27 protein-coding genes are annotated in these 23348 nt (G+C 47.5%); all 27 read left to right on the top strand.

Going from position 1 to position 23348, the window contains the following annotated elements:
- Positions 1–84: 84 nt before the first annotated feature.
- The 27 genes from K5Q92_RS12230 (at position 85) to K5Q92_RS12360 (ending at position 23342) form a co-directional block, all read left to right on the top strand.
- On the top strand, positions 85–828 hold the full coding sequence (locus K5Q92_RS12230; RefSeq protein ID WP_220769279.1) for a helix-turn-helix domain-containing protein: 744 nt from the start codon (positions 85–87) through the stop codon (positions 826–828).
- Positions 825–1496 carry a replication protein P gene (locus K5Q92_RS12235; protein WP_220769280.1) on the top strand — a complete coding sequence of 224 codons (672 nt, stop codon included), beginning with the start codon at positions 825–827 and terminating at the stop codon, positions 1494–1496. Before K5Q92_RS12230 ends, K5Q92_RS12235 begins: the two co-directional genes overlap by 4 nt.
- Positions 1486–1716 carry a hypothetical protein gene (locus K5Q92_RS12240; protein WP_220769281.1) on the top strand — a complete coding sequence of 77 codons (231 nt, stop codon included), beginning with the start codon at positions 1486–1488 and terminating at the stop codon, positions 1714–1716. Before K5Q92_RS12235 ends, K5Q92_RS12240 begins: the two co-directional genes overlap by 11 nt.
- Positions 1717–1718: 2 nt before the next feature.
- Complete coding sequence (locus tag K5Q92_RS12245) at positions 1719–2969, top strand: tyrosine-type recombinase/integrase (RefSeq protein ID WP_220769282.1); 1251 nt, start codon at positions 1719–1721, stop codon at positions 2967–2969.
- Positions 2970–3024: 55 nt separating this feature from the next.
- Positions 3025–3243 (top strand): helix-turn-helix domain-containing protein, encoded by a 219-nt coding sequence (locus K5Q92_RS12250; protein WP_220769283.1) that lies wholly within the window; start codon positions 3025–3027, stop codon positions 3241–3243.
- Entirely contained in the window at positions 3233–3592 is a 360-nt protein-coding gene (locus tag K5Q92_RS12255) for a hypothetical protein (RefSeq protein WP_220769284.1), read from the top strand. Before K5Q92_RS12250 ends, K5Q92_RS12255 begins: the two co-directional genes overlap by 11 nt.
- Before the next feature lie 13 nt (positions 3593–3605).
- A complete protein-coding gene (locus K5Q92_RS12260) occupies positions 3606–3905 on the top strand; it encodes a hypothetical protein (protein WP_259649562.1) in 300 nt (99 codons plus the stop codon).
- Positions 3906–4211: 306 nt separating this feature from the next.
- Complete coding sequence (locus K5Q92_RS12265) at positions 4212–4682, top strand: ATP-binding protein (RefSeq protein ID WP_220769286.1); 471 nt, start codon at positions 4212–4214, stop codon at positions 4680–4682.
- Positions 4670–5149: a hypothetical protein gene (locus K5Q92_RS12270; RefSeq protein ID WP_220769287.1), complete on the top strand. Its 480-nt coding sequence runs from the start codon at positions 4670–4672 to the stop codon at positions 5147–5149. The genes K5Q92_RS12265 and K5Q92_RS12270 overlap by 13 nt, the downstream gene beginning before the upstream one ends.
- A 283-nt stretch (positions 5150–5432) precedes the next feature.
- Positions 5433–5852 carry a hypothetical protein gene (locus K5Q92_RS12275; RefSeq protein ID WP_220769288.1) on the top strand — a complete coding sequence of 140 codons (420 nt, stop codon included), beginning with the start codon at positions 5433–5435 and terminating at the stop codon, positions 5850–5852.
- 240 nt (positions 5853–6092) lie between these two features.
- On the top strand, positions 6093–6422 hold the full coding sequence (locus K5Q92_RS12280; protein ID WP_220769289.1) for a DUF4406 domain-containing protein: 330 nt from the start codon (positions 6093–6095) through the stop codon (positions 6420–6422).
- Between the two features lie 303 nt (positions 6423–6725).
- On the top strand, positions 6726–7226 hold the full coding sequence (locus K5Q92_RS12285; protein WP_220769310.1) for a lysozyme: 501 nt from the start codon (positions 6726–6728) through the stop codon (positions 7224–7226).
- Positions 7204–7707, top strand: a complete 504-nt coding sequence (locus K5Q92_RS12290; protein WP_220769290.1) for a hypothetical protein — start codon at positions 7204–7206, stop codon at positions 7705–7707. Before K5Q92_RS12285 ends, K5Q92_RS12290 begins: the two co-directional genes overlap by 23 nt.
- Positions 7708–7809: 102 nt before the next feature.
- A complete protein-coding gene (locus tag K5Q92_RS12295; protein WP_220769291.1) occupies positions 7810–8073 on the top strand; it encodes a holin in 264 nt (87 codons plus the stop codon).
- Positions 8074–8098: 25 nt separating this feature from the next.
- Positions 8099–8632: a terminase small subunit gene (locus tag K5Q92_RS12300; RefSeq protein ID WP_220769292.1), complete on the top strand. Its 534-nt coding sequence runs from the start codon at positions 8099–8101 to the stop codon at positions 8630–8632.
- A complete protein-coding gene (locus K5Q92_RS12305; protein WP_220769293.1) occupies positions 8607–10622 on the top strand; it encodes a phage terminase large subunit family protein in 2016 nt (671 codons plus the stop codon). Before K5Q92_RS12300 ends, K5Q92_RS12305 begins: the two co-directional genes overlap by 26 nt.
- Positions 10619–10822 carry a hypothetical protein gene (locus tag K5Q92_RS12310; protein WP_220769294.1) on the top strand — a complete coding sequence of 68 codons (204 nt, stop codon included), beginning with the start codon at positions 10619–10621 and terminating at the stop codon, positions 10820–10822. The genes K5Q92_RS12305 and K5Q92_RS12310 overlap by 4 nt, the downstream gene beginning before the upstream one ends.
- 25 nt (positions 10823–10847) lie before the next feature.
- Complete coding sequence (locus K5Q92_RS12315; protein WP_220769295.1) at positions 10848–12410, top strand: phage portal protein; 1563 nt, start codon at positions 10848–10850, stop codon at positions 12408–12410.
- Positions 12316–14406, top strand: a complete 2091-nt coding sequence (locus tag K5Q92_RS12320; protein WP_259649563.1) for a ClpP-like prohead protease/major capsid protein fusion protein — start codon at positions 12316–12318, stop codon at positions 14404–14406. The genes K5Q92_RS12315 and K5Q92_RS12320 overlap by 95 nt, the downstream gene beginning before the upstream one ends.
- 110 nt (positions 14407–14516) lie before the next feature.
- Positions 14517–14837 carry a DUF2190 family protein gene (locus K5Q92_RS12325; RefSeq protein ID WP_220769296.1) on the top strand — a complete coding sequence of 107 codons (321 nt, stop codon included), beginning with the start codon at positions 14517–14519 and terminating at the stop codon, positions 14835–14837.
- Positions 14830–15162 carry a hypothetical protein gene (locus tag K5Q92_RS12330; RefSeq protein WP_220769297.1) on the top strand — a complete coding sequence of 111 codons (333 nt, stop codon included), beginning with the start codon at positions 14830–14832 and terminating at the stop codon, positions 15160–15162. Before K5Q92_RS12325 ends, K5Q92_RS12330 begins: the two co-directional genes overlap by 8 nt.
- 18 nt (positions 15163–15180) lie before the next feature.
- Positions 15181–15747, top strand: a complete 567-nt coding sequence (locus K5Q92_RS12335; RefSeq protein ID WP_220769298.1) for a hypothetical protein — start codon at positions 15181–15183, stop codon at positions 15745–15747.
- A 29-nt stretch (positions 15748–15776) separates the two neighbouring features.
- Positions 15777–16208: a hypothetical protein gene (locus K5Q92_RS12340; RefSeq protein WP_220769299.1), complete on the top strand. Its 432-nt coding sequence runs from the start codon at positions 15777–15779 to the stop codon at positions 16206–16208.
- A complete protein-coding gene (locus K5Q92_RS12345) occupies positions 16205–16924 on the top strand; it encodes a hypothetical protein (protein ID WP_220769300.1) in 720 nt (239 codons plus the stop codon). Before K5Q92_RS12340 ends, K5Q92_RS12345 begins: the two co-directional genes overlap by 4 nt.
- Positions 16925–17022: 98 nt before the next feature.
- On the top strand, positions 17023–20481 hold the full coding sequence (locus K5Q92_RS12350) for a tape measure protein (RefSeq protein WP_220769301.1): 3459 nt from the start codon (positions 17023–17025) through the stop codon (positions 20479–20481).
- A gap of 37 nt (positions 20482–20518) precedes the next feature.
- Complete coding sequence (locus tag K5Q92_RS12355; protein ID WP_259649564.1) at positions 20519–20893, top strand: hypothetical protein; 375 nt, start codon at positions 20519–20521, stop codon at positions 20891–20893.
- A 7-nt stretch (positions 20894–20900) separates the two neighbouring features.
- Positions 20901–23342 carry a hypothetical protein gene (locus K5Q92_RS12360; RefSeq protein ID WP_220769302.1) on the top strand — a complete coding sequence of 814 codons (2442 nt, stop codon included), beginning with the start codon at positions 20901–20903 and terminating at the stop codon, positions 23340–23342.
- Positions 23343–23348: the final 6 nt, after the last annotated feature.

Here is a 23348-nt window from a genome sequence, read left to right on the forward strand (position 1 = left end):
CGGGCTTAATACCTAGAGAGGCTAGATCATGTTACTTAGACAAGTATGTTTCGTCAATTTCATCAATGTGCGGGGTAAGCCTGCATGAGTATGGAACTGATGGTTAAAGCGCTAAAAACCAAAGTAGGTAATCCACTGCGTAAGCTGGTACTGATTAAGCTTGCTGATAATGCCAGTGATACGGGTGAGTGTTGGCCCAGCTACCGTCATATTGCGGATCAGTGTGAAATTAGCCGCCGCAGTGTGATGAACCACGTTAAACAACTCGAGCAAGAGGGGTTTTTAAAGCGTGAGTACCGTAAAGGTGAAAAGGGTAATTCGAGCAATATTTTTCACTTAAGCATTACTAAGGCTGAGCAACAAAAGGCTGGTGAATATACTGCACCCCCTAGTGAACCTGCTGCACCATCTAGTGAATCTGCTGCACTACCCCCTAGTGAATCTGCTGCACCCAGAACCAGTCACTCTATAGAACCAGTCAATGAACCTTTAAATAATAAACCAAAAAAGTCTCGCAAAGAGGTGTTTGATTTTTCTAGCTGGCCTGCAATGCCAACTGAGCAAACGCTTAATGATTGGATTGCTATGCGTAAAGACAAGAAAGCAAAGCTAAACCAAACGGCGATTAACCGACTTGCTAAGCATCTGCATGATGCTGTTAACGCTGGTTTCTCTGTAGAGGATTGCATTGCAACTTGTGCCACTCGTGGCTGGGTAGGCTTTGAGGCTAAGTGGTTAATTAATGCGGGGGTTAGTCCTACTAATGCGGCTGATGAGTATAGCGATTGGGCTGGTAACGTGTTTGATGAAAGGGACCCGCTGATATGACTACAAAGAGCTTACAAACAATCTTGAATAAATCTCGTGTTGTTGGTTGTGGCGGTTCAATTAATGATTCCCCTCGTCCATCAGACACCGATATTGCGATTGTTGATAGTGTGTTCGAGAAACTAAGGATTTTATTCCCAATTGGAGCGCCAAAGGCTGATGCGACCGCAATATATAAGGCTGAGTGGCTAAAAACGCTCGCGGCTCAAGGCGTTCGGAGTCGTGAACAGGTGCAGTTCGGTTTGAATCGTGCGCGGCGTGAAGTTGGTGATCGGCAATTCTGGCCGACACCACGCCAATTTTGCGCTTGGTGTGTTCCCACCGCTAATGAGTCTGGATTACCTAGCAATGAGGAGGCGTTTCGTGAGGCGCTAAAACATTATCGTGACGCTGCAAGACACCAGTGGAGCCATGAGGTTGTGTGGTTGGCTTATCGAGAAACAGGTTATTGGTTGTTTAACCGTGGTAGCCAGAAAGAGGTGCTTGAGGTGTTTACTCGAAACTATATCGCGTTAACTCGTAGATTTATGTCTGGTGAAATCTTTGATATCGAGTTGCCTAAAGCCTTACCTCAAGGTGGCAGTATCCCAACGCCGCCAGAACGGGCCAAGGCAAAGATTAGTGATTTACGTCGCTCATTTGGATTGAGAGGTTGCAATGAAAGCTAATACTAAAAAGTTAACCCAAAAGCAAAGGCTGCAGCAGATCATCACCGGCCCTCGCTTTTGGTCGTTGTTTGAAATTCAGCAAGAGTGCCTTGTTCGGTTTCAGTCCCATGATAGTGAAACGGCTTTATCTGCTCGCTGGCGTGAGTTTCCTTTGGATAACCGAGTTAAACGTAAGCGTGATGGTACACGCAATACTTTTGAATATCGGTTGGTGGGGTAAGTATGGCTAGCGGTGTTGATTACGGCAGATTAAATGATGCAGCGATTAAGCGATGGCTTAAAGATGGGGTGACTCGTGATTATCGCGATCCACGCTTTCCTGAGTTGCGTTTACGTGCCAGAGCTGGCCGCGCAAAAGCCTCTGTGTTTTTGGTGTTGAATGCTGGCGGTGAAACGGGCTGGGAGAAAATTGCCACTTGGCCGAGTGTTTGTATTAAAACGCTATCTCTTGAGTTGCCTGTGATGCTGGCTAAAAGGAGCGCTGGCAACATGGTGACAGGTCAATTTAGCACAGTGGGTTGTTTGCTTGCCTGGTATCAGTCCCACATTAAGAACAATTCGACTTATAGCAGTAGTTGGCGCAGTAACGTGAGTTCTTTGATCAAGTGTCATTTATTGCCTCGATTGGGCTCTCTTTCATTGGTTTCGGTGAGCTTTGCTGAAATCGATGCGCGTTTGGTTAAAACCATGCTTAACGATGAGTTTGCACCTAATTACATTCGTGAGGCAGTGAACAAGTTAAAAGTGGCGTTCTCTGCTGCGGCTAAGTTGCGTTTGATTGGCACCAATCCAATTGCGGGTTATCAAGTGACGGACTCTATAAAGCTGAGTGGCGCCAAAGATACTCGGCTTTTTGAATCGGATTTGGCTGAGCTTTTTAATCGCTTAAGTGATTCGGCCATGCCTGTGACTATGTTGTTTGTGCTGATGATGATGTTTGGTACCCGTATCAACGAGACTCGCCAAGCACGTTGGGAATATTTTGCCGGTGATACTTGGGTGATCCCCGCGAGCCATGCCAAGAATAAGCAAGAGCATAGAATGCCATTAACCGATTCGGCCAAGGCTCTGATTAACCATTATCGTCAGTGGCAGCTTAAGCATGTTGGCAAGCGTTCAAATCTGTTCCCGGGTGTTAAAGGTCCTATCTCGATCCGCACTGCTCATGATTGGAATACTCAAATTAGGTTTAAGCATTTCACTAGCCATGATCTGCGGATTTTATTTAGAACCATGCTGGCTGATTTGGGTGTCGATACCATGATTGGTGAGCGATTGGTTAACCATGCCTTGCCTGTGCTTTTGCGTACCTATGTTAAGTCAACCTTAGATAAGGGTATGAGCCAAGCGTTAGAGCAGTATCACGCTTATTTGATTGAACGTGGTTTTTCTTCTGTTGCGCCAGAGATATTACCTAGATCGGTTGTTGATCACGGGAATGCTCAAACGCCTATGGCAAGTGGTTGGGTTTAATAATGACTGCATCATTACTAATAGAGTATGCAATTACAGAATTTTGGGGGATTTAATGGCTAAACGTGGCGCTGATTTACTTAAAACGGCTCGTATGATCAGAGGGTTTACCCAAGATGAAGTGGCTCAAACCTATGGCGTAAGCCCTAAAACGTACCGCAATTGGGAACGTGGCAATACATCGGTTTCATACGATGACCTATCAGCACTTTGTGAGCAGGTATTTCACATGCCGTTAGCCACAGTGACGGAGGTCGCCAGCCATGCCGCATGATGCACAGCATGAGTCGATGATGAATATCAAACAGCTGCGCTCTGAGCTTAAGGCTTGGGGCCGCTATTGGGCTAAGCAAGAAGTTGGGCAAGGTTATAGCAGTCGCAGTGCTTGCGATAGGTTGGGCGAACCGTTCATTGCTAGCAGCTGCGGCGGTAGTCGTGACCACATGCCGCCTGATCACATCAATCGTTACGATATGAAAGTTTGGTGTTTAGCCCATGATTGCCGCCGAGCATTACGGGCGCAATACATCTGCAAAGGGCAATGGCAGTTGATTGGATTCGATAGCAAGAAAAGCTTTTTATTTTGGTTAAGACGCGCAGAGATAGCGCTGTTAGGGGGATAGGATGGTGGCTAATTTGTCAGAGGAAACCAAGAAGCATCTGCAAAATCAACTAATCAAGCTGGGCGATATGATTGGTGATGGCTTGGCCGATGAACCTGGTGGTAAATGGATTCGCAAAGATTATGCAAAAGTGGCTAAAGCATTGGGCTATGGACCAGACCGAACAGCCAAGAACGCTGCTATTAACCAAGCGATGATGAAGCGGTGCAATGATGTGACTTGTGGCAAGTGTGGCGGGTTGTTAGTACAGACTCGCTCAGGTTCAAAACGTGCGGTATGTCAGCAAGGCCATAAGTGGCAATTACTTAAGTGAGGTTAATGTAATGGGCAATATACATTTCTACATTTGGGTGCTCTTGGTTATAGGGCTAATTAACCTGTTGGTAAACTACATATGCTTTATTAAATGGCGTAAGGATAACAATAAACCTAAAAAGTCGGGGCGCTCATGAATCGTTACTGCAGTCAGTGTAAGCAAGCAACCGAACACTCAGAACTTAAGCAAAGAACATTTTTTCAGGACTGCGCTATCGCTTTAATTTCAGGGTTTCGCGTTGATTTAAGTGAGTTCGAATTAGAGTGTAATCAGTGTGGCAAACAGCGGAATAAGTGAGGGAACATGAATCAAGTTTTAAAACAGATCATTACTGCAGAACCCAGAACAGGCAAGACGGATATGTTAATCAGCATGGCCTTGGGGTATGTACAGCGCCGCCGCAGTGTTGCAATAGTGTTGTCATTTAAATCTGATGTAGAAGATTTTAAGCGCCGCCATCGCGCTAGTTTAAAGGATGGAATCATGGTTATTAGCGAATATGAAGCGTTTGGTCGTAGCAGAATGATTAGATCTACATTGCCAGACGTAATTCTATTGGATGATCTTGATAGGTTTGCATCTAGAGAGGGCCACCCTTTGAATTTGATTGAATCAATCTATATGCCAATTAATACAAGTCTTATTGTAGTGGCGACTCAAACTGGTGCTAGCGACTCTTTTGTGTCACAAGCGGCCTCATTCACTGATGCCTGCAGAGCGTTTGGCCGCGCTATCATTAACGCTATCAAGGGGATGCTGCCATGGGTAAAGTAATCAACGGAACAGGTGAGTTGTATCTGAATGGTGAGATATTGGGTAAGGTGAGCAACTGGAATCTACAGCTTAAGCCATCGCACTTATGGAATGATGATCTGTCTACCTGCGTTAAGTGTGGCGATAAAGATTGGATGGCTGATGAGTTCTGTTCAGAATCAAGGCTAAAGTGTAGTGGTGTAGATGTTGCGGCTAAACGTTTAGAGTTAGAGGTGCAATCTTGGGAGTTTTCTTATCGTGAGCAGTGCAGGCTAGAGTCGATAGACGCTAGAGCGAACCTTATAGCGATGAAGTCTCGCCAAGTAGGAATGACGCGCCTGCAAATGATGATGACTAGAAAAATGATGAGAGATAGCGGTGCACCGATTGAGTGTTGGGCTGCGCGAACGCCGCTGAGCAGTGCGATTCAAAAAGCTTTTGGTCCTCGTGCGGGCTCAATGCCTCGCGATCATGTGCTACAAAATTAATCACGGGTCCTTTTGGCTCGACTCACTGCGGGGGCGGGGACTCGCAGTGCTTCACTACATGTGAGATTTTTCTGGGGTTGGTTGTTGTTTTATTGGCAGTAGTCGCCCCAAATGAAAATCGCACCGCCAAAAAACTGCTTTAATTGCTGAATTTACTTGCTTTTTTACTTATCGCTTTATTTTTCGTTTTCGCCTTTTAAATTCGATCCAATACACCAACTTTTGATCCTTTCGATAGTGACTCTTATATTTAAGGCTGTCTGACTGAAAGGGGATTGTGAAAATGGATGTATGGTCAATTGATGAAAAGAGGCTGTTTGGCAGTGTTTCAGAATTGGTTTCGCTGCAAATGGATGTGGCCGCAGGGATACAACAGAAAGATATTCAGTTGCTAAGTTATGATTCAAAACTGCGTTACTGGTCTTTTGAGCTTGGGGTTATCGAATTTCATGATCGCCTGTTGAATATTCGAGAGGGTGAGAACGATTGTGTTTTTGAGAACTTTTTAATTTTCCATTCTAAAGAAAAGCATCTGCAGCCGAACGCCGTCCTCCAGTTCTGGAACATGGAAATTAAGTACCAAAAATTTCTTAATGTCAGAGAGCTAGGTTTTCAATCCGTAAGCAATGGGTTTAAAGCTGATGGTCAACAGCGGCCTGGGCATTGTCCATGGTTATATTTTAAAGATGCGAAAATCAGTTAAGCGATAACTAAATGCTTATAGCGAATCAGTTATGTGATAACTATTTAACGTGAATACCACCACTTTAACATTTCAGGTCGATTGTTACCGCTTTAAGGTCGAATAGTGCCTTTTTAAAGCCCTTTAAAGTGGGTAAATTTATATACGCTTAATAACGTCTTGTTTGTAGGGTACTTGGCGTTCCTGTCCTTTTGGCTCCTTTATCGGGGCCATTTTTTTTGGCTGTAATTTGGTGGCTTGATGATTAAACGCAAGGTGTATATCGCTGGTCCTATGTCGGGCTTGCCTGATTGCAATCGTGGTGCTTTTCATCTTGCTGCTGATGTTCATCGTGCGTTAGGCCATATCGTCTTGAACCCAGCAACTTTACCCGCTGGGTTAGCCGAGCATGAATACATGCAGATTTGTACTGCAATGTTGATGTGCTGCGATGAGATTTACTTGCTAGATGGTTGGCAGCAATCGGACGGGGCCAAGGCTGAGCTTGCAATGGCGCAAAAACTCGATTTCAAAATCGTTTACCAAGAGGGTATTGATCATGAAATAACGCTGAGAGGTTTGTCGGCCTAATGGCCGCGCTTAGTGGTTCCTAAGTGTTATCAGTTAAGAACGGTTCGCTTTGCAACGTAACCAGCGAAAGGTGGCTAGCCTCAAATTTGGCGGCATGGTGTAGTTTCGGTTTGCGCCCGATTAAAGCATAAGTAGCTAAGAATTGTAGACGACCCCAGCTGACGGTGGGCTTGTGTTACCTAAATCTCACATTTTGGTTTAGGGCGTAGAAAGGCACTAATAACATCAGCTGCTATAGCCATGGCTCTCGATGGTGATCTAGCCGTTGGCCGCGCTAAGGCCAAAATATTAAGTGAGCTTATTATGAACCTCTCTCAAAAATTAGCCGCTATGGGTTTAGCCGCTGCCGCCGCCTTTGGTGGTGCAACGCTGGTCATTCCCCATGAGGGGCAAGTCTTAGGGACCTATGTTGATCCCGTTGGCATTCTTACCAGTTGTTATGGTCACACTGGCCCCGAGCTAAAACCTAACCAAGCTTTTACTGAGCAACAGTGTTTAGAAACGCTGGCTGATGACTTATCTATGTTTGATCGGCAGCTGCGGCGCTTAACGCACCCTGTCGAATTGACTCAGGGTGAACACGCCGCCTATTTAAGTTTTATCTATAACGTTGGGGCTGGGGCATTTAGAACCTCAACCTTACGAAAAAAATTATTGGCCGCTGATCGGGTTGGCGCCTGTAACGAGTTGCCTCGTTGGGTTTATGCCAAAGGTCAGAAGTTACCAGGATTAATTAAGCGCCGTAATGCGGAGCTTAAAGTTTGTTTAAAGGAGATCGCCAATGTGGCAACGACTGATTTCTAGTGGTGGCTCGTTCCACCTGTATTTTATTGGTTTGCTGATTATTGCTTTAGTGGGTTTAGGTACCGCGCTTAAATTTAGTCGGGCTGAGGTCGCGATAAAAACACAAGAGATTGAAACGCTGACATTAGCAAAAGCAGTGTTGCGTAGTGATCTCGATGCTATCGCCAACAAGGTTGAGCAAATTGAAGCGGAAAAGCTGAGTTTACGATTAGAGGCTGAGCAGGTTTCAAAGTTAAACCGGCAGAACGCCGAGGCCAAGACGGCAATAGAAACTGCATTTCGCCACCAAAGTCGTTTGTTAGATAAGATTCGGGGATCACCAGATGAAAACGTTAAAGCTTGGGCTGATACTGCTATGCCTGTCGATGCTGTGGTCTTGCTCAAGCAAGCCGCCTATTGTGCGCACCCTGATCACTACTCAGACGAAATATGTATTAGCGCCAGACGAAATGATAAGCGAGTGCCTACCGCCGCCTTTTAACTCCCCTACTGAAAACACCCCTAACGATTTACACCTTGAATACAGCATGTTGCTGCTGAATGTGATTGCCAAGTGTGAGGCTGATTGGCTAAGGCTGCGGCAATGGCGGGAGTTAAAGCAATGATTAATGATCCGAATGTCCAAAAAGGAATTTCAACAGCGGCTTATAGTGCCTCGTTCACTACCGCTGCAGGGGGAGCCGTATCAGTGAATCAGATAGCGCTATGGATAGGCATATTGTTTGCGGCGTTAACGTTTGTCGTTAATTGGGCTTATCAGGCTGCTAAGAACAAACGAGATGCTGATTTGCATGAGTTAGAGACTCAGTTAATTAAAGCCAAAATGGATAAGTTAGAAGAAACATAATTGTTTTTAAATCAATAGGTGCTGTATGGCTCAGATAAAGGCGCAAAAAACAGAGCCATTGCTGTTAAATAAAACCGACCTTTGCCGCAGCCTTGGCATCAGTACCACGGCATTTGATAAATGGGCGGTACCCGTTCACAGCAAGAAAGGCCGCGAGTGTCTTTATGCCATGAGCGATGTGGTTGCTAACCGAGTTGGTAATGAGCGCAGCAAGCAACAGTCGGCTAGCGAAGATTTTGATCCCGAGAAACCTAATCTCGATTATGAGCGCTATAGGTTAACCAAGGCGCAGGCAGACGGCCAAGAGCTTAAAAACGAGCAATCACGTAAAGAGGTGGTTGACGTTGGTTTTAATATTTTTGTGCTTAACCGCATTTCAGCCCAAGTCGCCCCCGTTCTAGACCAAATTCATATACGCATGAAACGTAAGTTTCCTGATGTTTCAGACAAGTTCCTTGAAGCGCTGAAAGGTGAAGTGATCAAGAGTCAAAACACAGTTTCAGAGCTGGCAGAAATGATTGAGGATTTATTAGATGAATATATCGGCAGCGCAGATTAAAAATCTGAAAGCCGCCGTTGCAACGGGTTTACGTTCATTCTACCGCCCACCGATATTAACCTGCTCTGAATACGCTGACGCTAATTTTTATATGTCGTCAGAATCCTCTTATACCGAGGGTAAATGGGAAAGCCTGCCGTTTCAAATAGGCATTCTTAATGCCATGGGTAATGACCAGATCACCACGCTGAATTTAATGAAATCGGCGCGTGTGGGTTATACCAAAATGCTGATGGCGAACGGCGCTTACAAGGTTGAGCATAAAAAACGTAACGTGTTGGTTTATCAGCCTCGCGATGGTCAAGCTAAGACCTTTATGAAAAAGCACGTTGAAACGGCTATCCGCGATGTTCCCGCATGGCGAAAGCTGGCCCCGTGGCTTGGGCGTAAGCATAAAGACAGCACACTTGAAGATAAGATTTTTAGTAACGGTAAAACCTTTATGGTGCGTGGTGGTACAGCCGCCGCCAATTACCGTGAAATATCCACTGACGATGTTATTTATGACGAACTAGCAGGTTTTGACGAATCCATTGAGCATGAGGGTAACGCCACATCATTAGGTGATACCCGTGTTGAGCTGTCGATGTTCCCCAAATCGATTCGCGGCTCAACACCAAAAGTGCTTGGCACCTGCCAGATGGAAAAGGCCTGCAGTGAAAGCCCACACTTTTTTAAGTTTCATTTACCTTGCCCACATTGCGGTGAGCTGCAAGAACTGCGCTGGGGCGGTGCAGATGAAAGCTTTGGTATTAAGTGGCTGCGCGATAGCAATGGCAATCAGGACCCAAGCACAGCTTATTACTTATGTGAGCATTGTGCTTGCTGCATCGAGAACAATCAGCTCGATGACATGGAGCTTGATCCGCGAGCTATTTGGATTTGTGAAAACACAGGTATTCGCACCACTGATTACATCGACTTTTATGATGCCGATGGCAACGATATCACCACACCCGCTAATGTCTCGATTCATATTTGGTCGGGTTACAACTCGCTAAATAGTTGGGCCAAACTGGTTACAGAGTTTTACAAGGCCAAAGGTGATCGCGAGAAGATGCAAACCTTTGTTAATACCAAGCTTGGTTTGCCTTGGGATAACGACAATGGTGAGCGTCTAGAGTGGGAAGAACTCGCAAGACGCCGCGAAATGTACCCCGACAATAAACTGCCTAATTGGGTGGTTTACTTAACAGCCGGTATCGATACACAGGATGATCGATATGAGGGCCGTGTTTGGGGATGGGGACCAGGTAAAGAGCTTTGCTTGGTTGATCGCTTTATTCTCAACGGCGACCCAGCAAGCCAAGTGCTGCTCGATAAAGTCAGTGAGCGTTTGCAAAAAAGCTATATTCGCGCCGATGGCGTTCGCTTAGAGCTGGGCATCGTAGCTTGGGATTCGGGAGGTCATTATGCCGATACGGTTTACTCGATGAGTAAAAAGCTTGGGGTGATGAAAGTGATCCCCGTTAAAGGAGCAAACGTTTACGGCAAACCGATTGCCAATTTCCCGAGAAAGAAAAGCCGCAAAGGTGTGTATCTTACCGAGGTGGGTACCGATAACGCCAAAGAATTGATTATGTCGATGCTGCGCATTGCCCCCGATCCGCACGTTCGTAAACCTGGCGCCATTCATCTGCCGCTTAACGAGTCGATTTGTGACGATGCCGAACTGCAGCAGCTTACCTCAGAGCGAAAAATTCCTAAGCGCCGCAATGGCCGTCTTGTTTATCGTTGGGATGAGCAAGGTCGCCGTAACGAAGCACTCGACTGCTTGGTTTACGCATTGGCCGCGCTGTATATCGCCCAAGAGCGTTTTGGTATCGACTTAGAAAAGCTGGCTAAAACCACCGTTGCCGCCAATGACAGTGACAACGATGAAAACGAACAAGACACGGCTCAAACCGAGCCCAATAAACCCCATTCAGAATCACGCAGCGACTCAACAAACAGTTGGCTCGGTGACACCGGCACAGGAGGTTGGTTATGAGCAAAGCTCAAGCGCAAAAAATGGTAGATGCTTATATTGCCGCCGAGCTTGATGTATTAGATGGCAAAACCGTCACTGTTAACGGTAAGACCATGGGAACGGAAGATTTACAGGCTATTCGAGCAGGCCGCTTGGAGTGGGAGCGGCGTGTAAATGCATACTCAAGCCCTAACGCTGGTTTTGGTCAAGCGCAATTTTAATCACTGTTTGAGCTAAGGATTATTAATGAGTTGGTTAAATAACGCTATCGCCACAGTTGCGCCCAATTGGGCGCTTAAGCGTGAGGCCGCAAGGCAGAGCTTTGACGCCATAAAGGGCTATGACGCTGCAAGAAAAAGCCGCACACATAAGGCGCATAAAGAGTCTCGCGGGGCTAACCAAGCGGTATTTGCTGCGGGTAAAAGCCTGCGCGAGCAAGCCCGTTGGCTCGATGAAAACCACGATTTGAGCATTGGCATACTCGACCGAATGGAGGAGCGCGTGGTGGGCTCACAGGGGATTGTGGTTGAACCTCAGCCCCGTGATCTAGACGGCAATATTCTCGATGACTTAGCCAATGAGTTGCAACGCCGCTTTGGTAACTGGTCATTAAAGCCCGATGTAACAGGGCGCTATTCACGCCCCGAGCTTGAGCGCTTAGTGCTGCGAACGGCGCTGCGCGATGGTGAGTGTTTCGGTCAGCATGTGCTTGGTCGAGTGCCAAAGCTTATTCACCCAAACGAGCAAGGCACCCCGTACTCAATCGAGGCATTAGAGCCTGATTTTGTGCCGTTTGAGCTTAACGATGTGGCTAAGCGTATTCGCCAAGGTCTAGAGGTTAACGCTTGGGGCCAAGTGGTTAACGTGCATGTGCTACTTGATCACCCTGCTGATCAGCAAGGCTTTCGCCATAAGACTAAGCCCATTGCTAAAAGCAAAATGCTGCACTTAGGCCTGTTTAAACGCCTGCATCAGTTGCGCGGTATTAGCTTGTTTCACGGCATTATGACCCGCCTCGGTGACATCAAAGATTATGAAGAATCTGAGCGAGTCGCGGCGCGTATATCAGCCGCCTTGGCGTTTGTGATTAAGCGTGGTGGCCCAGAGGATTACACCTCTGGTGGCAAAGACCAAGATATTAAATTTAGCCCGGGCATGACCACCACGTTAGCGCCTGGTGAGTCTATCGACACCCTAGAATCTAACCGCCCTAATGTGCATCTGGTTGATTTTCGTAACGGTCAACTAAAAGCCGCCGCAGCCGGTACCCGTGGCAGCTACTCCTCAATCTCTCGTGATTACAAAGGCAGTTATTCAAGTCAGCGCCAAGAGCTAGTTGAGCAAGATGAATCTAACCGCATTATGCAGCAATGGTTTTGTGCTGGGTGGTCGCGGCCTGTTTATCGCAACTGGCTCACTATGGAGCAGCTTAACAAAGTTGATCCGCTGGTGCTGCCTGAAAACCTTGATATCAACACCCTGTTTGATGCCGTGTATTACGGTCCAACTATGCCATGGATTGACCCCCATAAAGAGGCTAAAGGGTGGCAAGCAATGATATCGGGTAATGCTGCAACCGAGGCCGAGTGGGCTCGCGCTCGTGGCCGTAACCCTGCGGAAGTAAAACGCCAGCGTAAGCGCGAGGTGGAATACAACCGCGATAATCAAATGGTCACAGATAACGACCCCGAACCCACTAATGGAGAATCCAACAGTGAAAAAAACAACGCTAGCAGCAACAACGCTCGCCGCGCTCGCCGTCAGCACCGCGCTGACCGCGCCGCAAGGGATGGCGAGTCAGGCGATTGATAACGAGTCTGCCCCAAATAAAAACTGGTATGAGCTAAAAGCGCAGAACGGCCACGCCGAGATCATGATTTACGATGAGATTGGAGGTTGGGGAGTGACCGCCAAACAGTTTGCTCGTGATCTGCAAGCGCTTGGTAAGGTTTCATCGATCACAGCTCGTATTCATAGCCCTGGTGGTGATGTATTCGAGGGGATGGCAATTTACAACATCATTAAGGGCCACCCTGCTCAAAAAGTTTGTCATATCGATGGGCTTGCCGCCTCAATGGCCTCAGTTATCGCCATGGCGTTTGATGAGGTTGTTATGCCTGAGAACGCGATGATGATGGTGCATAAGCCTTGGGGTGGCACCTTGGGTGATGCCGATGACATGCGCAAATATGCCGATCTGCTAGATAAAGTTGAGGGTAATCTTGTTGGCGCTTACGCCCAAAAAACGGGCCTTAGCGATGATGAACTTCACTCACTACTCGCCAGTGAAACTTGGCTCACTGGTCGTGAAGCGCTTGAGAAAGGCTTTGCTGACACTGTAACCGAACCGCTGCAAATGGCAGCATCACTTTGCTCAAAACGGCTTAAGGACTTTACCAATATGCCTGAATCTCTAAAAAACCTGTTCACACCGCAGGGTAATAATCCTGGTGTAACTAATCCACCTGCTACGCCTGCGCCAGCCTCGGCACCTGCAGCACTTAATCAGCCGTCACAGGCTGACATTGCCGCAGCTGCAACAGCAATGAACAAAGAGCGTATCGATGGCATTAATGCCGCTTTCGCTGCGTTCCCGCAATTAGGTGAGCTAAGAAATAGCTGTATTGCCGATGCCAGCGTTAACGCTGAATCTGCTAAAGATAAGATTTTAGCCTCGCTAGGACAAGGCACTGAGCCTGCAGGCTCTCAGCCAGCTAGCCCGATTATTCATGTGGGTAACGGTAACTTGGTGGGTGATTCAATTAGCGCGCACCTAATGGCAAAAGCAGGTCATGCAGAGCGCCAAGCGGATAACGGTTATGCAAGTTATAACCTTAAAGAGCTAGCTCGCGCATCACTGCAAGATCGCGGTATCGGTATTGCTGGCCTAAACCAGATGCAGATGGTGGGCTTAGCCTTTACCCATGATTCATCTGACTTTGGTAACATCTTGCTAGATGTGGCTAATAAGTCGGTATTGGCTGGCTGGGAAACCGCGACAGAAACCTTTGAGCGTTGGACCAAGAAAGGCCAACTTAGTGACTTTAAAGTCTCTAAACGTGTTGGTTTAGATGAGCTTGGTAGCTTGCGTGAAGTTCGTGCAGGTGCCGAGTATAAGTATGTGACTCTAGGTGATCGCGGCTCTGATATTGCGCTGGCAACCTACGGTGAGATTTTCTCTATTACTCGCCAATGCATCATCAATGATGATATGGATATGCTCACCTCTATTCCTATGAAGATGGGCGCAGCGGCAAAAGCGACTATTGCTGATCTGGTGTATGCGATTCTAACCAAGAATCCAAACATGAGTGATGGCAAGGCGCTGTTCCATGCTAATCATGGCAACTTAGGCACTGGTGTACCAAGCGTTGAATCATTAGGTGCATTGGCTGAGCTGATGGAAAGCCAAACAACAGGCGGCAAGAGCCCACGAGCGCTTAACATCATGCCTGAATTCGCCCTTGTGCCGCCAAACCTTAAGCGTTCTGTTACGCAGATCATCAAGTCTAGCTCGGTACGCGGCGCTGATGCTAACTCTGGTATTGCTAACCCAATTCAAGACTTTGCAGAGGTGATCTCCGAGGCGCGTCTTGGTCAGCACAGCAAGGAGGAATTTTACCTTGCAGCCGGTCAAGGTCGTGACACTATCGAAGTGGCATACCTTGATGGTATCGACACGCCTTATATTGAGCAGCAAGACGGCTTTAATATCGATGGTGTGGCAACTAAAGTGCGCATCGATGCAGGTGTGGCACCGCTTGATCACCGTGGCTTGGCTAAGTCTACGGGTAAGCCTGCGTAAACTGTCGGTAACGTATAGCGCCGCTCTTACACTGCACTATTACATTGAATTAGTGCAGTGAGGGCGGCTTTTTATTTTCGAATTTTGACTATTAGTTTAGGAATCAAGCGATGAAAAATCAGATTTGTGATGGTAACACCATTAACCATACGCCGACTGTTGATGTGAAAAGTGGTGAAGCGATTTTAATTGGTAATTTGGTTGGTGTGGCGCTGGGAGATGTAGCGGCTAACACTGAGGGAACCTTTGTGCCCACGGGGGTGTTTGATCTGCCTAAAGTGGCGGCTGATGATATCGGCCAAGGCACACAAGTTTACTTAAAGGCTGACGGTAATATTACCACCACGGCATCGGGTAACGCCCTAGCAGGTAAAGCATGGGCTGCGGCTGGCAACCCATCTGATACTGTTTGGGTAAAAGTGAATGCCTAACGTGGCATCAGCCGCCAATGAAAGGTTCGCCCGCAAGCTTGGGCGAGCCTTTAATAAACTGGCAGAACCATGCCAGTTTATTAGCGCCTCGGGTGCGGCCCCATATCAGCGCGGCGTTAGTCTGCAGCAAACCGAGCGTGATGGCAGTGCAGAATATGTGCCTGAACCTGTGCAAGTGGCTGAGTTTTTAAAGGCTGATGGCGCGGTTAATACTGGTGATCTGTTTGAACTGCCATTGGCTGAAAACCCAGCTCAGCAATACCAACTGACTCAGCTCTATGAGTCGGACCAAGTGAGCGTTAGCTATATCTATATCGCGTATTAACTGTTTAAAGGTGGCGCTATGTGGCTCGACACTTCTGGCTTTGATGCGGTAGCCAAAGAGCTTAAGCGAATGCGTGAGGCTCAGGCCCCAGCCATTGCCAGCGCGGTAAATGATGCGGCTAAGTTTGGTAAGCAGTTAGCGATTGATGAGATTTACAATAAATATGGCTTTAAGTCTAAGTCCTATATTGAGCAAAATTTCAGCCTAAGCATTAACCCTAAGACCTTAACCGCCCATATTAGCGCCCGTTATCGCCCTAGCTCATTGACTCGTTTTGCCACGCCTAAACACAAGGTTGGTAAGCGTTCGCAGCGAGTGGCAAGCGGGCAGGTGGTTAAGTCGCTGCGCAATAAGCCCACTTGGCTTAAAGGCGCGTTTACCTTTATCGGTAAGAACGGCAACCAAGTTATGTATTCACGCAGTAAAGGTGATAACAGTTGGCGCAGCTTTAAAGAGGCTAAGGCGCAAGGGGTTAAAGCCTTGTATGGTCCCTCTGTTGGCGGCAGCTTTGCATTTATGCGTGATGATCTAGAGGCGCCAATTATCGCTCACCTGCGTAAGCGTTACGGGCAACACGCCAAATAACGCCACTCAATATATCAGCGAGTAACACCATGATTAAAAAAATATTAGACCGTTTAAAAATGGTTGATGGTGCAGTTGTGCGCGAGGGCTTTTATGCGCAGTCAGTTGCTAAAGAGCAAAAGTTCATATTCTTGCAGCCCTATACCGATGAGTTTGGCGCTACCAATGGCAATGGCAAATATCGCGACGACTTAGTTTTGCAGGTGGTTGCAGGTATTCAGTTGACCCGAGCAGAAACACCAACAAGTGATCTGCTTAACCTGGTGCATGAGATTAGAACAGCTTTTTATAAAGGCGAGCGCGATGCCAGCAAGCCTAGCTGGCTTAAAGATAAGCCGCTTGTGCTCCTTAAAGAAGTCGAACCCTGTAAATACATTATGCCCGAAGCTAATGAGAAACATGGCTTAGCGGTGATCACCCTCTCAATAACTCAAACCGTGGAATTTGGAGAAAAAGTATGAGTGAAATAACAACCGAGAGCTATATCGGCTCGGGCATCGTTTACGCCGATGGGCGCGATGTGGGTAACGCCTCAGGCGTGAAAATTGATATTGAGCAAGAAACTAAGTCTTTGCCTAATAACCGTGGCGGCGGTGGCAACGCTGCTGAAATCACCAAGGTTAAAGCGGTTAAGCTGTCGATGACGCTAAACGACTTTAACAACTCCAATATGGCACTGGCCTTGCGCGGTAAAGTTGATGTGTTGACTGCGGAGCCAATTGTTGATGAGCCAATCACAGCTGTGCTTGATGGCTTATGTGATACGGCTAAGATGATTGATTTGACTGTGCCGCCAGTGGTTAAGACTGCCGATGGTGCGACAACCTTTGATGTTGATGCTGATTACATTGTCAGTGCTGGCGGTATTCGCCCGTTAAGTTCGGGCGCTATTACTGCCGATCAAGCGCTAAAGGTGAGTTACACCTCAAAGGCTGGTAATGCACTGCAAGCGCTGGTCGAATCGGGTAAAGAGCTTAAGGTTGTTATTGATGGCGTTAACGATGCCACGGGTAAACCTTGGGTGCTTAAGTTTTACAAGTGGAAACCCAGCCCAACATCAGGCCTTGATCTGATTGGTGATGATTTCGGCTCGTTCGATATCGAGGGCGGTGTGCTTGCTGACCCGTCAATCGTTGCCACGGGTAAATCTAAGTTCTTTGTTCGTAGTGCAGCTTAATCACTAGCTATTAGTGATTGCTCTGCAATGTAAAGCCGTTACTGCTTAGGTGGTGACGGCTTTTTTATTTCCTGTTTTCGCGGTATTGGAGTGTTTAGATGAGCTTTAAAGATCAAGTCATTAACCTGATCATCAAGGGCAAAGACCTATTTTCATCTGAGGCCAAAAAATCAGAAAAGGCATTAGCAGGACTTGCCCAGCAAAGTGAAACCTTAACCGAACGCCTGCAAGAGCTTGAAGATCTGCAAGGCTCAATTGGTGCTGTCGATGAGCTTACCCGCTCGATCAGTAAAGGTGAGTCAGCCTATACCGCTAACAGTGTTGCGCTCGATAAGTTAGTAAAAGAACAAAAGCAAGCCGTTGCCGCCGTTAAACAACTCGATAATGCACACAAAGAGGCAGCAGCCCAAACCGATAAAACCGAGCAAGAATATCAGCAAGCGCAGGTTCAACTTGCGCAATATGAACAGCAGTTACTCTCTGCTAAAGCCAATGTCGATAAGCTCTCAAGCGAGCAGAAAAAAGGCAGTCAGGCCAGTAAAGAGCAAGCGGCAGCATTAAGCAAAGCTAGCAGTGATTTAAAACAACTAGAACAAGCGCAGGCATCAACGGCCCAAAGCGCTAAAAGCTTATCACTGGCACTAGACGATCAGCGCCGTGAATTGCTTGAGATTGGCGTGGCCTCTGATGATGCCGCCCGTAAAAAAGCCGATTACACCCTAAAGGTAAAAAATGCCCGTAGTGAGTTAAACAAACTCGCGACCAGTTTGGGCAAGAGCAAGGTTGAGCTTGAGCAGCAAACCAGCAAGCTAACCAAAGCCGGTTACTCTATGGATAAGCTGGCCGATGCCAGCAAAGATTTAAAGCAGCAACAAGCGGCAGCTGAAACGGCGCTATCTGGCGTTAATAAGCAGCTCGCTCGCCATGACAAATTATTAACTGAATCAAAAAAATCAGCCAAAGACTTTAGTGGCTCCATCGGTGGCGCCACTCAAAGCCTGCTTGCAATGGCAGGGGCTTACATTGGTGTTGATCGGTTATGGGCTAGCCTTAGCAGCATTCTAACCGCAGGCGATGAGGCTAAAGCTTTTAGCGCCCAAATGACGGCCATGATGGGCTCAATTGCTGGCGGTGAGCAAGCAACCGCTTGGATTAAGGAGTTTGCTAATACCACAGGCACCAAGCTCGACAGCGTAAAGACGGCGTTCGCATCACTTAAGACCTTTGGCATCGACCCCATGAACGGCAGTTTGCAGGCGATGGTCGATTACAACGCCAAACTTGGTGGTAGCCAAGAAAAGCTTGAGGGCATTATTCTTGCCGTTGGTCAGGCTTGGGCTAAGCAAAAGTTGCAGGGTGAGGAAATACTGCAGTTAGTTGAGCGTGGCGTTCCTGTGTGGGAGCTGCTTGAAACGGTCACGGGTAAAAACGTGGTCCAGCTGCAAAAACTGTCAGAGAAAGGCGAGCTCGGCCGCGAAACCATTAAAGCGCTTTATGATGAATTAGGCCGACAAGCTAACGGCCAATCAGCTAAAAGCCTCGACAGATTAGCCGGTCAGATTAATTTAGTCTCGAATAAGTTTGAGGAGTTTAAGCAGATCATTGCCGACTCTGGTGTTTACCAGGTAGCGGTTGATTTTCTAAAGGACCTAAACACCACATTCGATCAGCTTAACCAAGATGGCAAGATAAAAGCCGCTGCAGAAGATATTAGCGACTTTTTCACCACCATGGTCCGTGATGGTGGCAGTAGCCTAAAAGCGACACTTGAAAACATCACCGCCTTTACCACGGCGCTTAATGCTATCTCTGGCAGTATTCGCTTAGTTTGGAATGGCTTAAGCGCAGGCGTATCGGCGCTTGCGGCATCGGTGACTTTGCAGCTCGCTAAGATGATGGAGGGTTTTACTAAGCTCTATGAGTTTATCGGTGCCGATCAGCTTGCCGCGAGTGCGCGTGATGCAGCTGCCGCATTAAACGCGATTGGCGATGCCTATGTGGCGCAAGTTGAGCAAGATGGTAAAGATGTTCGCGCCGCTTGGCTGCAGATCACGGGTGAGGTGGAACAAGCCGCTACTAAATCTTATGCCAAGGTCACTGCCGAGGCTAACAAATCGGCTGATGAGCAGGTTAAGTCTGCCGATAAGGTTGCCAGCGCTCAAGATAAGCAGGCCGATAGCGCGAAAGCCTTGCAATTGGCTATGTCGAAAGCTGGCATTGAAACCATTGCAATACTTAAGCAGCAAGAGCAGGCTGCGCTTAAAACCTTTAAACAAGTTGAGCAAGGCGCTAATGACGGTATTGCCTCAAGCTATGAGTTAAAGCAGGCGTATGAGGCATGGGCCGAGGCATCGCTAAAAGTCAGCTTAGCCAGTGGCGAACAAGTTGATGCCAATGTAAAGCAAACCGCATCGGCTTTAGGGCTTAATGATTCGCTCGATGGCTTGGTGAAAAAGTATTATGAGCTTGGCAAGGCTAAATCTGCTCAAGCCGATACTGATAAGCAGCAAGCCGAAAGCTTTAAGCAATCTAGTGTCGAGATTAATAACTTTAGCAGTACCGTTATTAATGCGGCCAACACCACCAAGAAATCCCTTGGTGATATCGCTTCACACTTTGCCGATATTGGCACTGCAGTACAAAGCAGTGTTGCCAAGCTCAGCGATAATGCGGTGGCATACTTTAAAAGCATCATGCATCAAACCACGATGCTGATCGATAGCTCATCAGAGCTGGATAAAGTGACCAATGAGTATGACCGCTTAAATGGTGTGATTGGTGAGCTTAATAATCAAATAGCGGGTACCGTAGACTTTGTTGGCCTAAGAACCTGGGCGCTTGAAACTGAGCGAGCGGGTAAAATTGCCGAGCAAGCCTATTACGGCCAAAAGATTGAACTGCTTAAACTGACTGAGGCGCTAGATGGCGCCAAAGACGGCCAAGCGGCATTGATTGAAAAAGCCGAGCGCAGCGCTAAAAGCTTAGAGCTTTTAAATGATCAGGACCTATCGCAGTTAACAGGCGCCATCGATAGAGCTAAAGACCGCTTAGACTCCATGCGTCAAAGTGCCGATGATACCCTTTCATCATTGCGTGATGAGCTGGACTCACTCCAAGGTGATGAGCTATCGATTCAACAGCGTGAATATGAGCGCAAGCTAGCTGATATTCGTGAGCAGTTAAAGAATGCTCAAAGCAGTGGCGATGCTGAGTTACTGGCTCAGCTACAAGAGTCTGAACGCTTACTTAAAAGCATTAATGATCTGCGAGTGCAAGAGATAAAGGCCGAGGCTGCAGAGTCAGCCAGCGACAACAGCCAAAGCACTCAACCCAGCACTAGCCAAACGCAGCAATCACAACCCTCACCAGCACCCCAGCCGCCGCAACCCAGCGCACCACCTCAGCTTGATTTTTCACAAATTCAGCCAAGCGTAAGCGGTGAGGTGGTGACGTTCAAGATGCAAGCAGGGCCGGTGACTATTGATGCAATAACGACTCAAAAAATGCTTGAGCAGCTATTAGCTGAAATACAGCAGCAACAGAGCGTAGGCGCTTAATCCTCTTTTTACCCTCACTCGTTTCAATGAGGTTTACATGCAAATTATCGACACCATACAGCCTAAGTTGCAGCAGCTAATTTGGCTAAACCGTAACAGCCAAAAAAAGGTATTAGCCAACTCTAAACGAGCCAGCAATGGCGCGTTAATCGTCAATCAAACGCTAATTCCCTCGGGCTTACCGTTATTACTTGGCACTAAAGACAGCGGCCTAGACCGTGACGATTTTGAAGCGCTGCAAGCCCATAACGCCAGTGTGTTATCACCATTCACCTTGCAGTTTGGCACGACCTCAACGCAAGTGATTTGGGATAACACAGGCGAGGCGGCGGTGAGTGGTGATGATCTGTTTGATCAAGTCGATGGTGATGATTTGGTCACAAACGTGGTTTTACGATTTCTAACAGTGTGAGCAAAATATGACAATTACCCGCGAAAATTTAAAAGTATTTAAGCCCGAGCTGCTAGGTTCGAGTGACGAGGCAGGCGGTCAGCGCACCAAGTTACCCGTAGTATCGGGCAAGCTAAATGAGCTGTTCAGTGCCATATCAGATATTGATCACGCCCAATCATCACTCGATATCGCCAAGTGTTACCCCGCACTCGATACCACAGACACCAGTATTTTGCTCGATGGTCATATCTTTATCAGTGAGCCGCCAAGTGATCCGCTGGTATCCATGTTCTTGGTTGAGTCCGATGCGCTAGGCGATAGCGACAGAATGATCGAGATGAAAGAAATTCTAGAATCATCTGTTACTGCAGGCTCATTGATCCGCGATGGCGCACCAGGCTTTTTACCTAATCAAAACAGCTTTAGCCGTGAGTATTTAGAATCAACCTATATATTTGACGGTAAAGAGTATCGTCGCACGACCCATTTACGGGTAGGGCAAGTGATAGCCATTACAGTTGAGTATTTAGGTATTGAAGATATTCAATGGCCGCGCATTACTCACTATGCACGAGTGACCGATACTAATGCACCAGGTAACAGCCAAGGCAATATCGTTTTCGACCCACCGATTAAAGTGGCGACACCAGAACATGACTTGACTATTAATAACGAAAATCGCTGTACTAAGTTGCGCCTAGTTAACGATGCGAGCCCTATCACCTTTCATGGCGTCACCAAGTTAACAGCAGCCACATCGGGTCAGAGCTTGCCCGTTCGTGAGACTTCACAAAATCTATTGCCAGTGATCACCAGTGAAAAGGTCCACAGCGGCTTAACTATTAGCAATGGTGACGATGGCGCCGCCATAGTGCGTAAAACCGTGACGCAGCCTGCAACCTCATCGCAAACCTATACCTTTGACACTAGCGACAAGATGCCAGCCATTGAGGGAGTGGAGGCCAATACGCCTGCCCTCTCGTTTACCTCAAACGGCGTGGCTTACGACAATGCCAGTGCAATTATTACTGAAACTGCAGGCACTCTCAGTGTGACGCTATCAAGAAAGGCCGATATAGGTACCCCTGTTAGTGTGGCCTATATCTCATCACAGCAATATGCAGGTTATAGCAGTGCCGATGCATTCCCCGTTGAGTCAAAAGTGACTAAAGGAACATTAAGCGGCACCTGTTTATATGCCCCAACAGGCACCAGAAGCACATTTGTTGAGCGTGATGATGGTTTGTATCCCCCATACAACCATGTTAATCAAAGCCGTATCGGTATCATCAATTACGATACGGGCGCCATTGTTTACGACAACGCTGCAGTCTATGACGATGTGCAATATAGCTGTTTAGTTGAAAAGCCTGAATCAGCCACAAGCGCTCAGTATATTTTACCTGTTGAAACGCCAGTATTAGAGACATTCTACCTACAGGTTGAAACCACAGCAGGCGTGTTATTAAGTGCTAGCGCCGATGCAGCGGGTACCATCACAGGCAGCAATGTTAGCGGCTCGATTGTGAGCGGTCTGGTGACACTTAACTTTGCCACAGCCGTTAAGCTATCAACGCTTATCTATAACATCACCGAGCTGGTTAACTCATTACCCCCTGCCGAGTTATACGGCTTAAACCCGCTGCGTATTCCAAACAGCGGCATTATCCCTATTTTTCGTGAGTGGGGAACCATTGCACTGCAGCACACTCAGTATCAACCCGTTACAGGGCCAAGTGCAGGGCAAACTAAAAACATTCGTGCAGGTGCGCGCTTTGCCGATATTACCGATGCTAATGGCGCTAGTTTGTGGACCGCCACTAATGACCATTACACCTTAGACACACAGGCGGGTAGCGTTACCATCAACAGTGACTTTACCGGCTTTACCGCGCCGTTTGTACTCAGTGACACCATAGGTGAGCTTGCCCTTGTGACAGCAGTCAATAAAGACAGCGTGAGCATTGCCTCAGATTTAACCCAAGAGTACCCAATCAATTCAACCGTAGCCAGTGTGCAGGTATTAGGGGATCTGCAAGCAAGGGTAGGTAAAGTACGCGATATGACCGCTTGGTCAAACAATTGGGACCTAGACGGCGAGCCCGCCACTGGCAACCTCAATACCGTGGACTTTCCGATTGAGTTAACCAACGACACCGCAGTCAATGAAGATTGGGTATTGCTGTTTACCTCGCCAACAGCATTTCGTTGTGTCGGTAAGCGTATTGGTCAAATCGCAACGGGCGATACCTTGACCGACTTTGCACCCATCAATCCACTCACTAACAGCCCGTTCTTTATCATTCGAGCGGGTGCCTTTGGCGGCGGTTGGAATGCAGGTGAGGCGATTCGTTTTGAAACTTTTGCCTCAGCAAAACCATTAATGGCGCTGCGAACAGTGCAAGCAGGTCACAGCCAAATAACAACAGATAAAGCGGTGCTTTCGTTCCGTGGTAATGAATCTTAGGGGAAT

This window comes from Shewanella sp. MBTL60-007, assembly GCF_019654915.1.
Lineage (GTDB): Bacteria > Pseudomonadota > Gammaproteobacteria > Enterobacterales > Shewanellaceae > Shewanella.

Bases quoted from the DNA above. Each gene is read 5' to 3' on its own strand.
- K5Q92_RS12230 (WP_220769279.1), top strand. From the start codon at position 85: ATGAGTATGGAACTGATGGTTAAAGCGCTAAAAACCAAAGTAGGTAAT.
- K5Q92_RS12235 (WP_220769280.1), top strand. From the start codon at position 825: ATGACTACAAAGAGCTTACAAACAATCTTGAATAAATCTCGTGTTGTT.
- K5Q92_RS12240 (WP_220769281.1), top strand. From the start codon at position 1,486: ATGAAAGCTAATACTAAAAAGTTAACCCAAAAGCAAAGGCTGCAGCAG.
- K5Q92_RS12245 (WP_220769282.1), top strand. From the start codon at position 1,719: ATGGCTAGCGGTGTTGATTACGGCAGATTAAATGATGCAGCGATTAAG.
- K5Q92_RS12250 (WP_220769283.1), top strand. From the start codon at position 3,025: ATGGCTAAACGTGGCGCTGATTTACTTAAAACGGCTCGTATGATCAGA.
- K5Q92_RS12255 (WP_220769284.1), top strand. From the start codon at position 3,233: ATGCCGCATGATGCACAGCATGAGTCGATGATGAATATCAAACAGCTG.
- K5Q92_RS12265 (WP_220769286.1), top strand. From the start codon at position 4,212: ATGAATCAAGTTTTAAAACAGATCATTACTGCAGAACCCAGAACAGGC.
- K5Q92_RS12270 (WP_220769287.1), top strand. From the start codon at position 4,670: ATGGGTAAAGTAATCAACGGAACAGGTGAGTTGTATCTGAATGGTGAG.
- K5Q92_RS12275 (WP_220769288.1), top strand. From the start codon at position 5,433: ATGGATGTATGGTCAATTGATGAAAAGAGGCTGTTTGGCAGTGTTTCA.
- K5Q92_RS12280 (WP_220769289.1), top strand. From the start codon at position 6,093: ATGATTAAACGCAAGGTGTATATCGCTGGTCCTATGTCGGGCTTGCCT.
- K5Q92_RS12285 (WP_220769310.1), top strand. From the start codon at position 6,726: ATGAACCTCTCTCAAAAATTAGCCGCTATGGGTTTAGCCGCTGCCGCC.
- K5Q92_RS12290 (WP_220769290.1), top strand. From the start codon at position 7,204: ATGTGGCAACGACTGATTTCTAGTGGTGGCTCGTTCCACCTGTATTTT.
- K5Q92_RS12295 (WP_220769291.1), top strand. From the start codon at position 7,810: ATGGCGGGAGTTAAAGCAATGATTAATGATCCGAATGTCCAAAAAGGA.
- K5Q92_RS12300 (WP_220769292.1), top strand. From the start codon at position 8,099: ATGGCTCAGATAAAGGCGCAAAAAACAGAGCCATTGCTGTTAAATAAA.
- K5Q92_RS12305 (WP_220769293.1), top strand. From the start codon at position 8,607: ATGAATATATCGGCAGCGCAGATTAAAAATCTGAAAGCCGCCGTTGCA.
- K5Q92_RS12310 (WP_220769294.1), top strand. From the start codon at position 10,619: ATGAGCAAAGCTCAAGCGCAAAAAATGGTAGATGCTTATATTGCCGCC.
- K5Q92_RS12315 (WP_220769295.1), top strand. From the start codon at position 10,848: ATGAGTTGGTTAAATAACGCTATCGCCACAGTTGCGCCCAATTGGGCG.
- K5Q92_RS12325 (WP_220769296.1), top strand. From the start codon at position 14,517: ATGAAAAATCAGATTTGTGATGGTAACACCATTAACCATACGCCGACT.
- K5Q92_RS12330 (WP_220769297.1), top strand. From the start codon at position 14,830: ATGCCTAACGTGGCATCAGCCGCCAATGAAAGGTTCGCCCGCAAGCTT.
- K5Q92_RS12335 (WP_220769298.1), top strand. From the start codon at position 15,181: ATGTGGCTCGACACTTCTGGCTTTGATGCGGTAGCCAAAGAGCTTAAG.
- K5Q92_RS12340 (WP_220769299.1), top strand. From the start codon at position 15,777: ATGATTAAAAAAATATTAGACCGTTTAAAAATGGTTGATGGTGCAGTT.
- K5Q92_RS12345 (WP_220769300.1), top strand. From the start codon at position 16,205: ATGAGTGAAATAACAACCGAGAGCTATATCGGCTCGGGCATCGTTTAC.
- K5Q92_RS12350 (WP_220769301.1), top strand. From the start codon at position 17,023: ATGAGCTTTAAAGATCAAGTCATTAACCTGATCATCAAGGGCAAAGAC.
- K5Q92_RS12355 (WP_259649564.1), top strand. From the start codon at position 20,519: ATGCAAATTATCGACACCATACAGCCTAAGTTGCAGCAGCTAATTTGG.
- K5Q92_RS12360 (WP_220769302.1), top strand. From the start codon at position 20,901: ATGACAATTACCCGCGAAAATTTAAAAGTATTTAAGCCCGAGCTGCTA.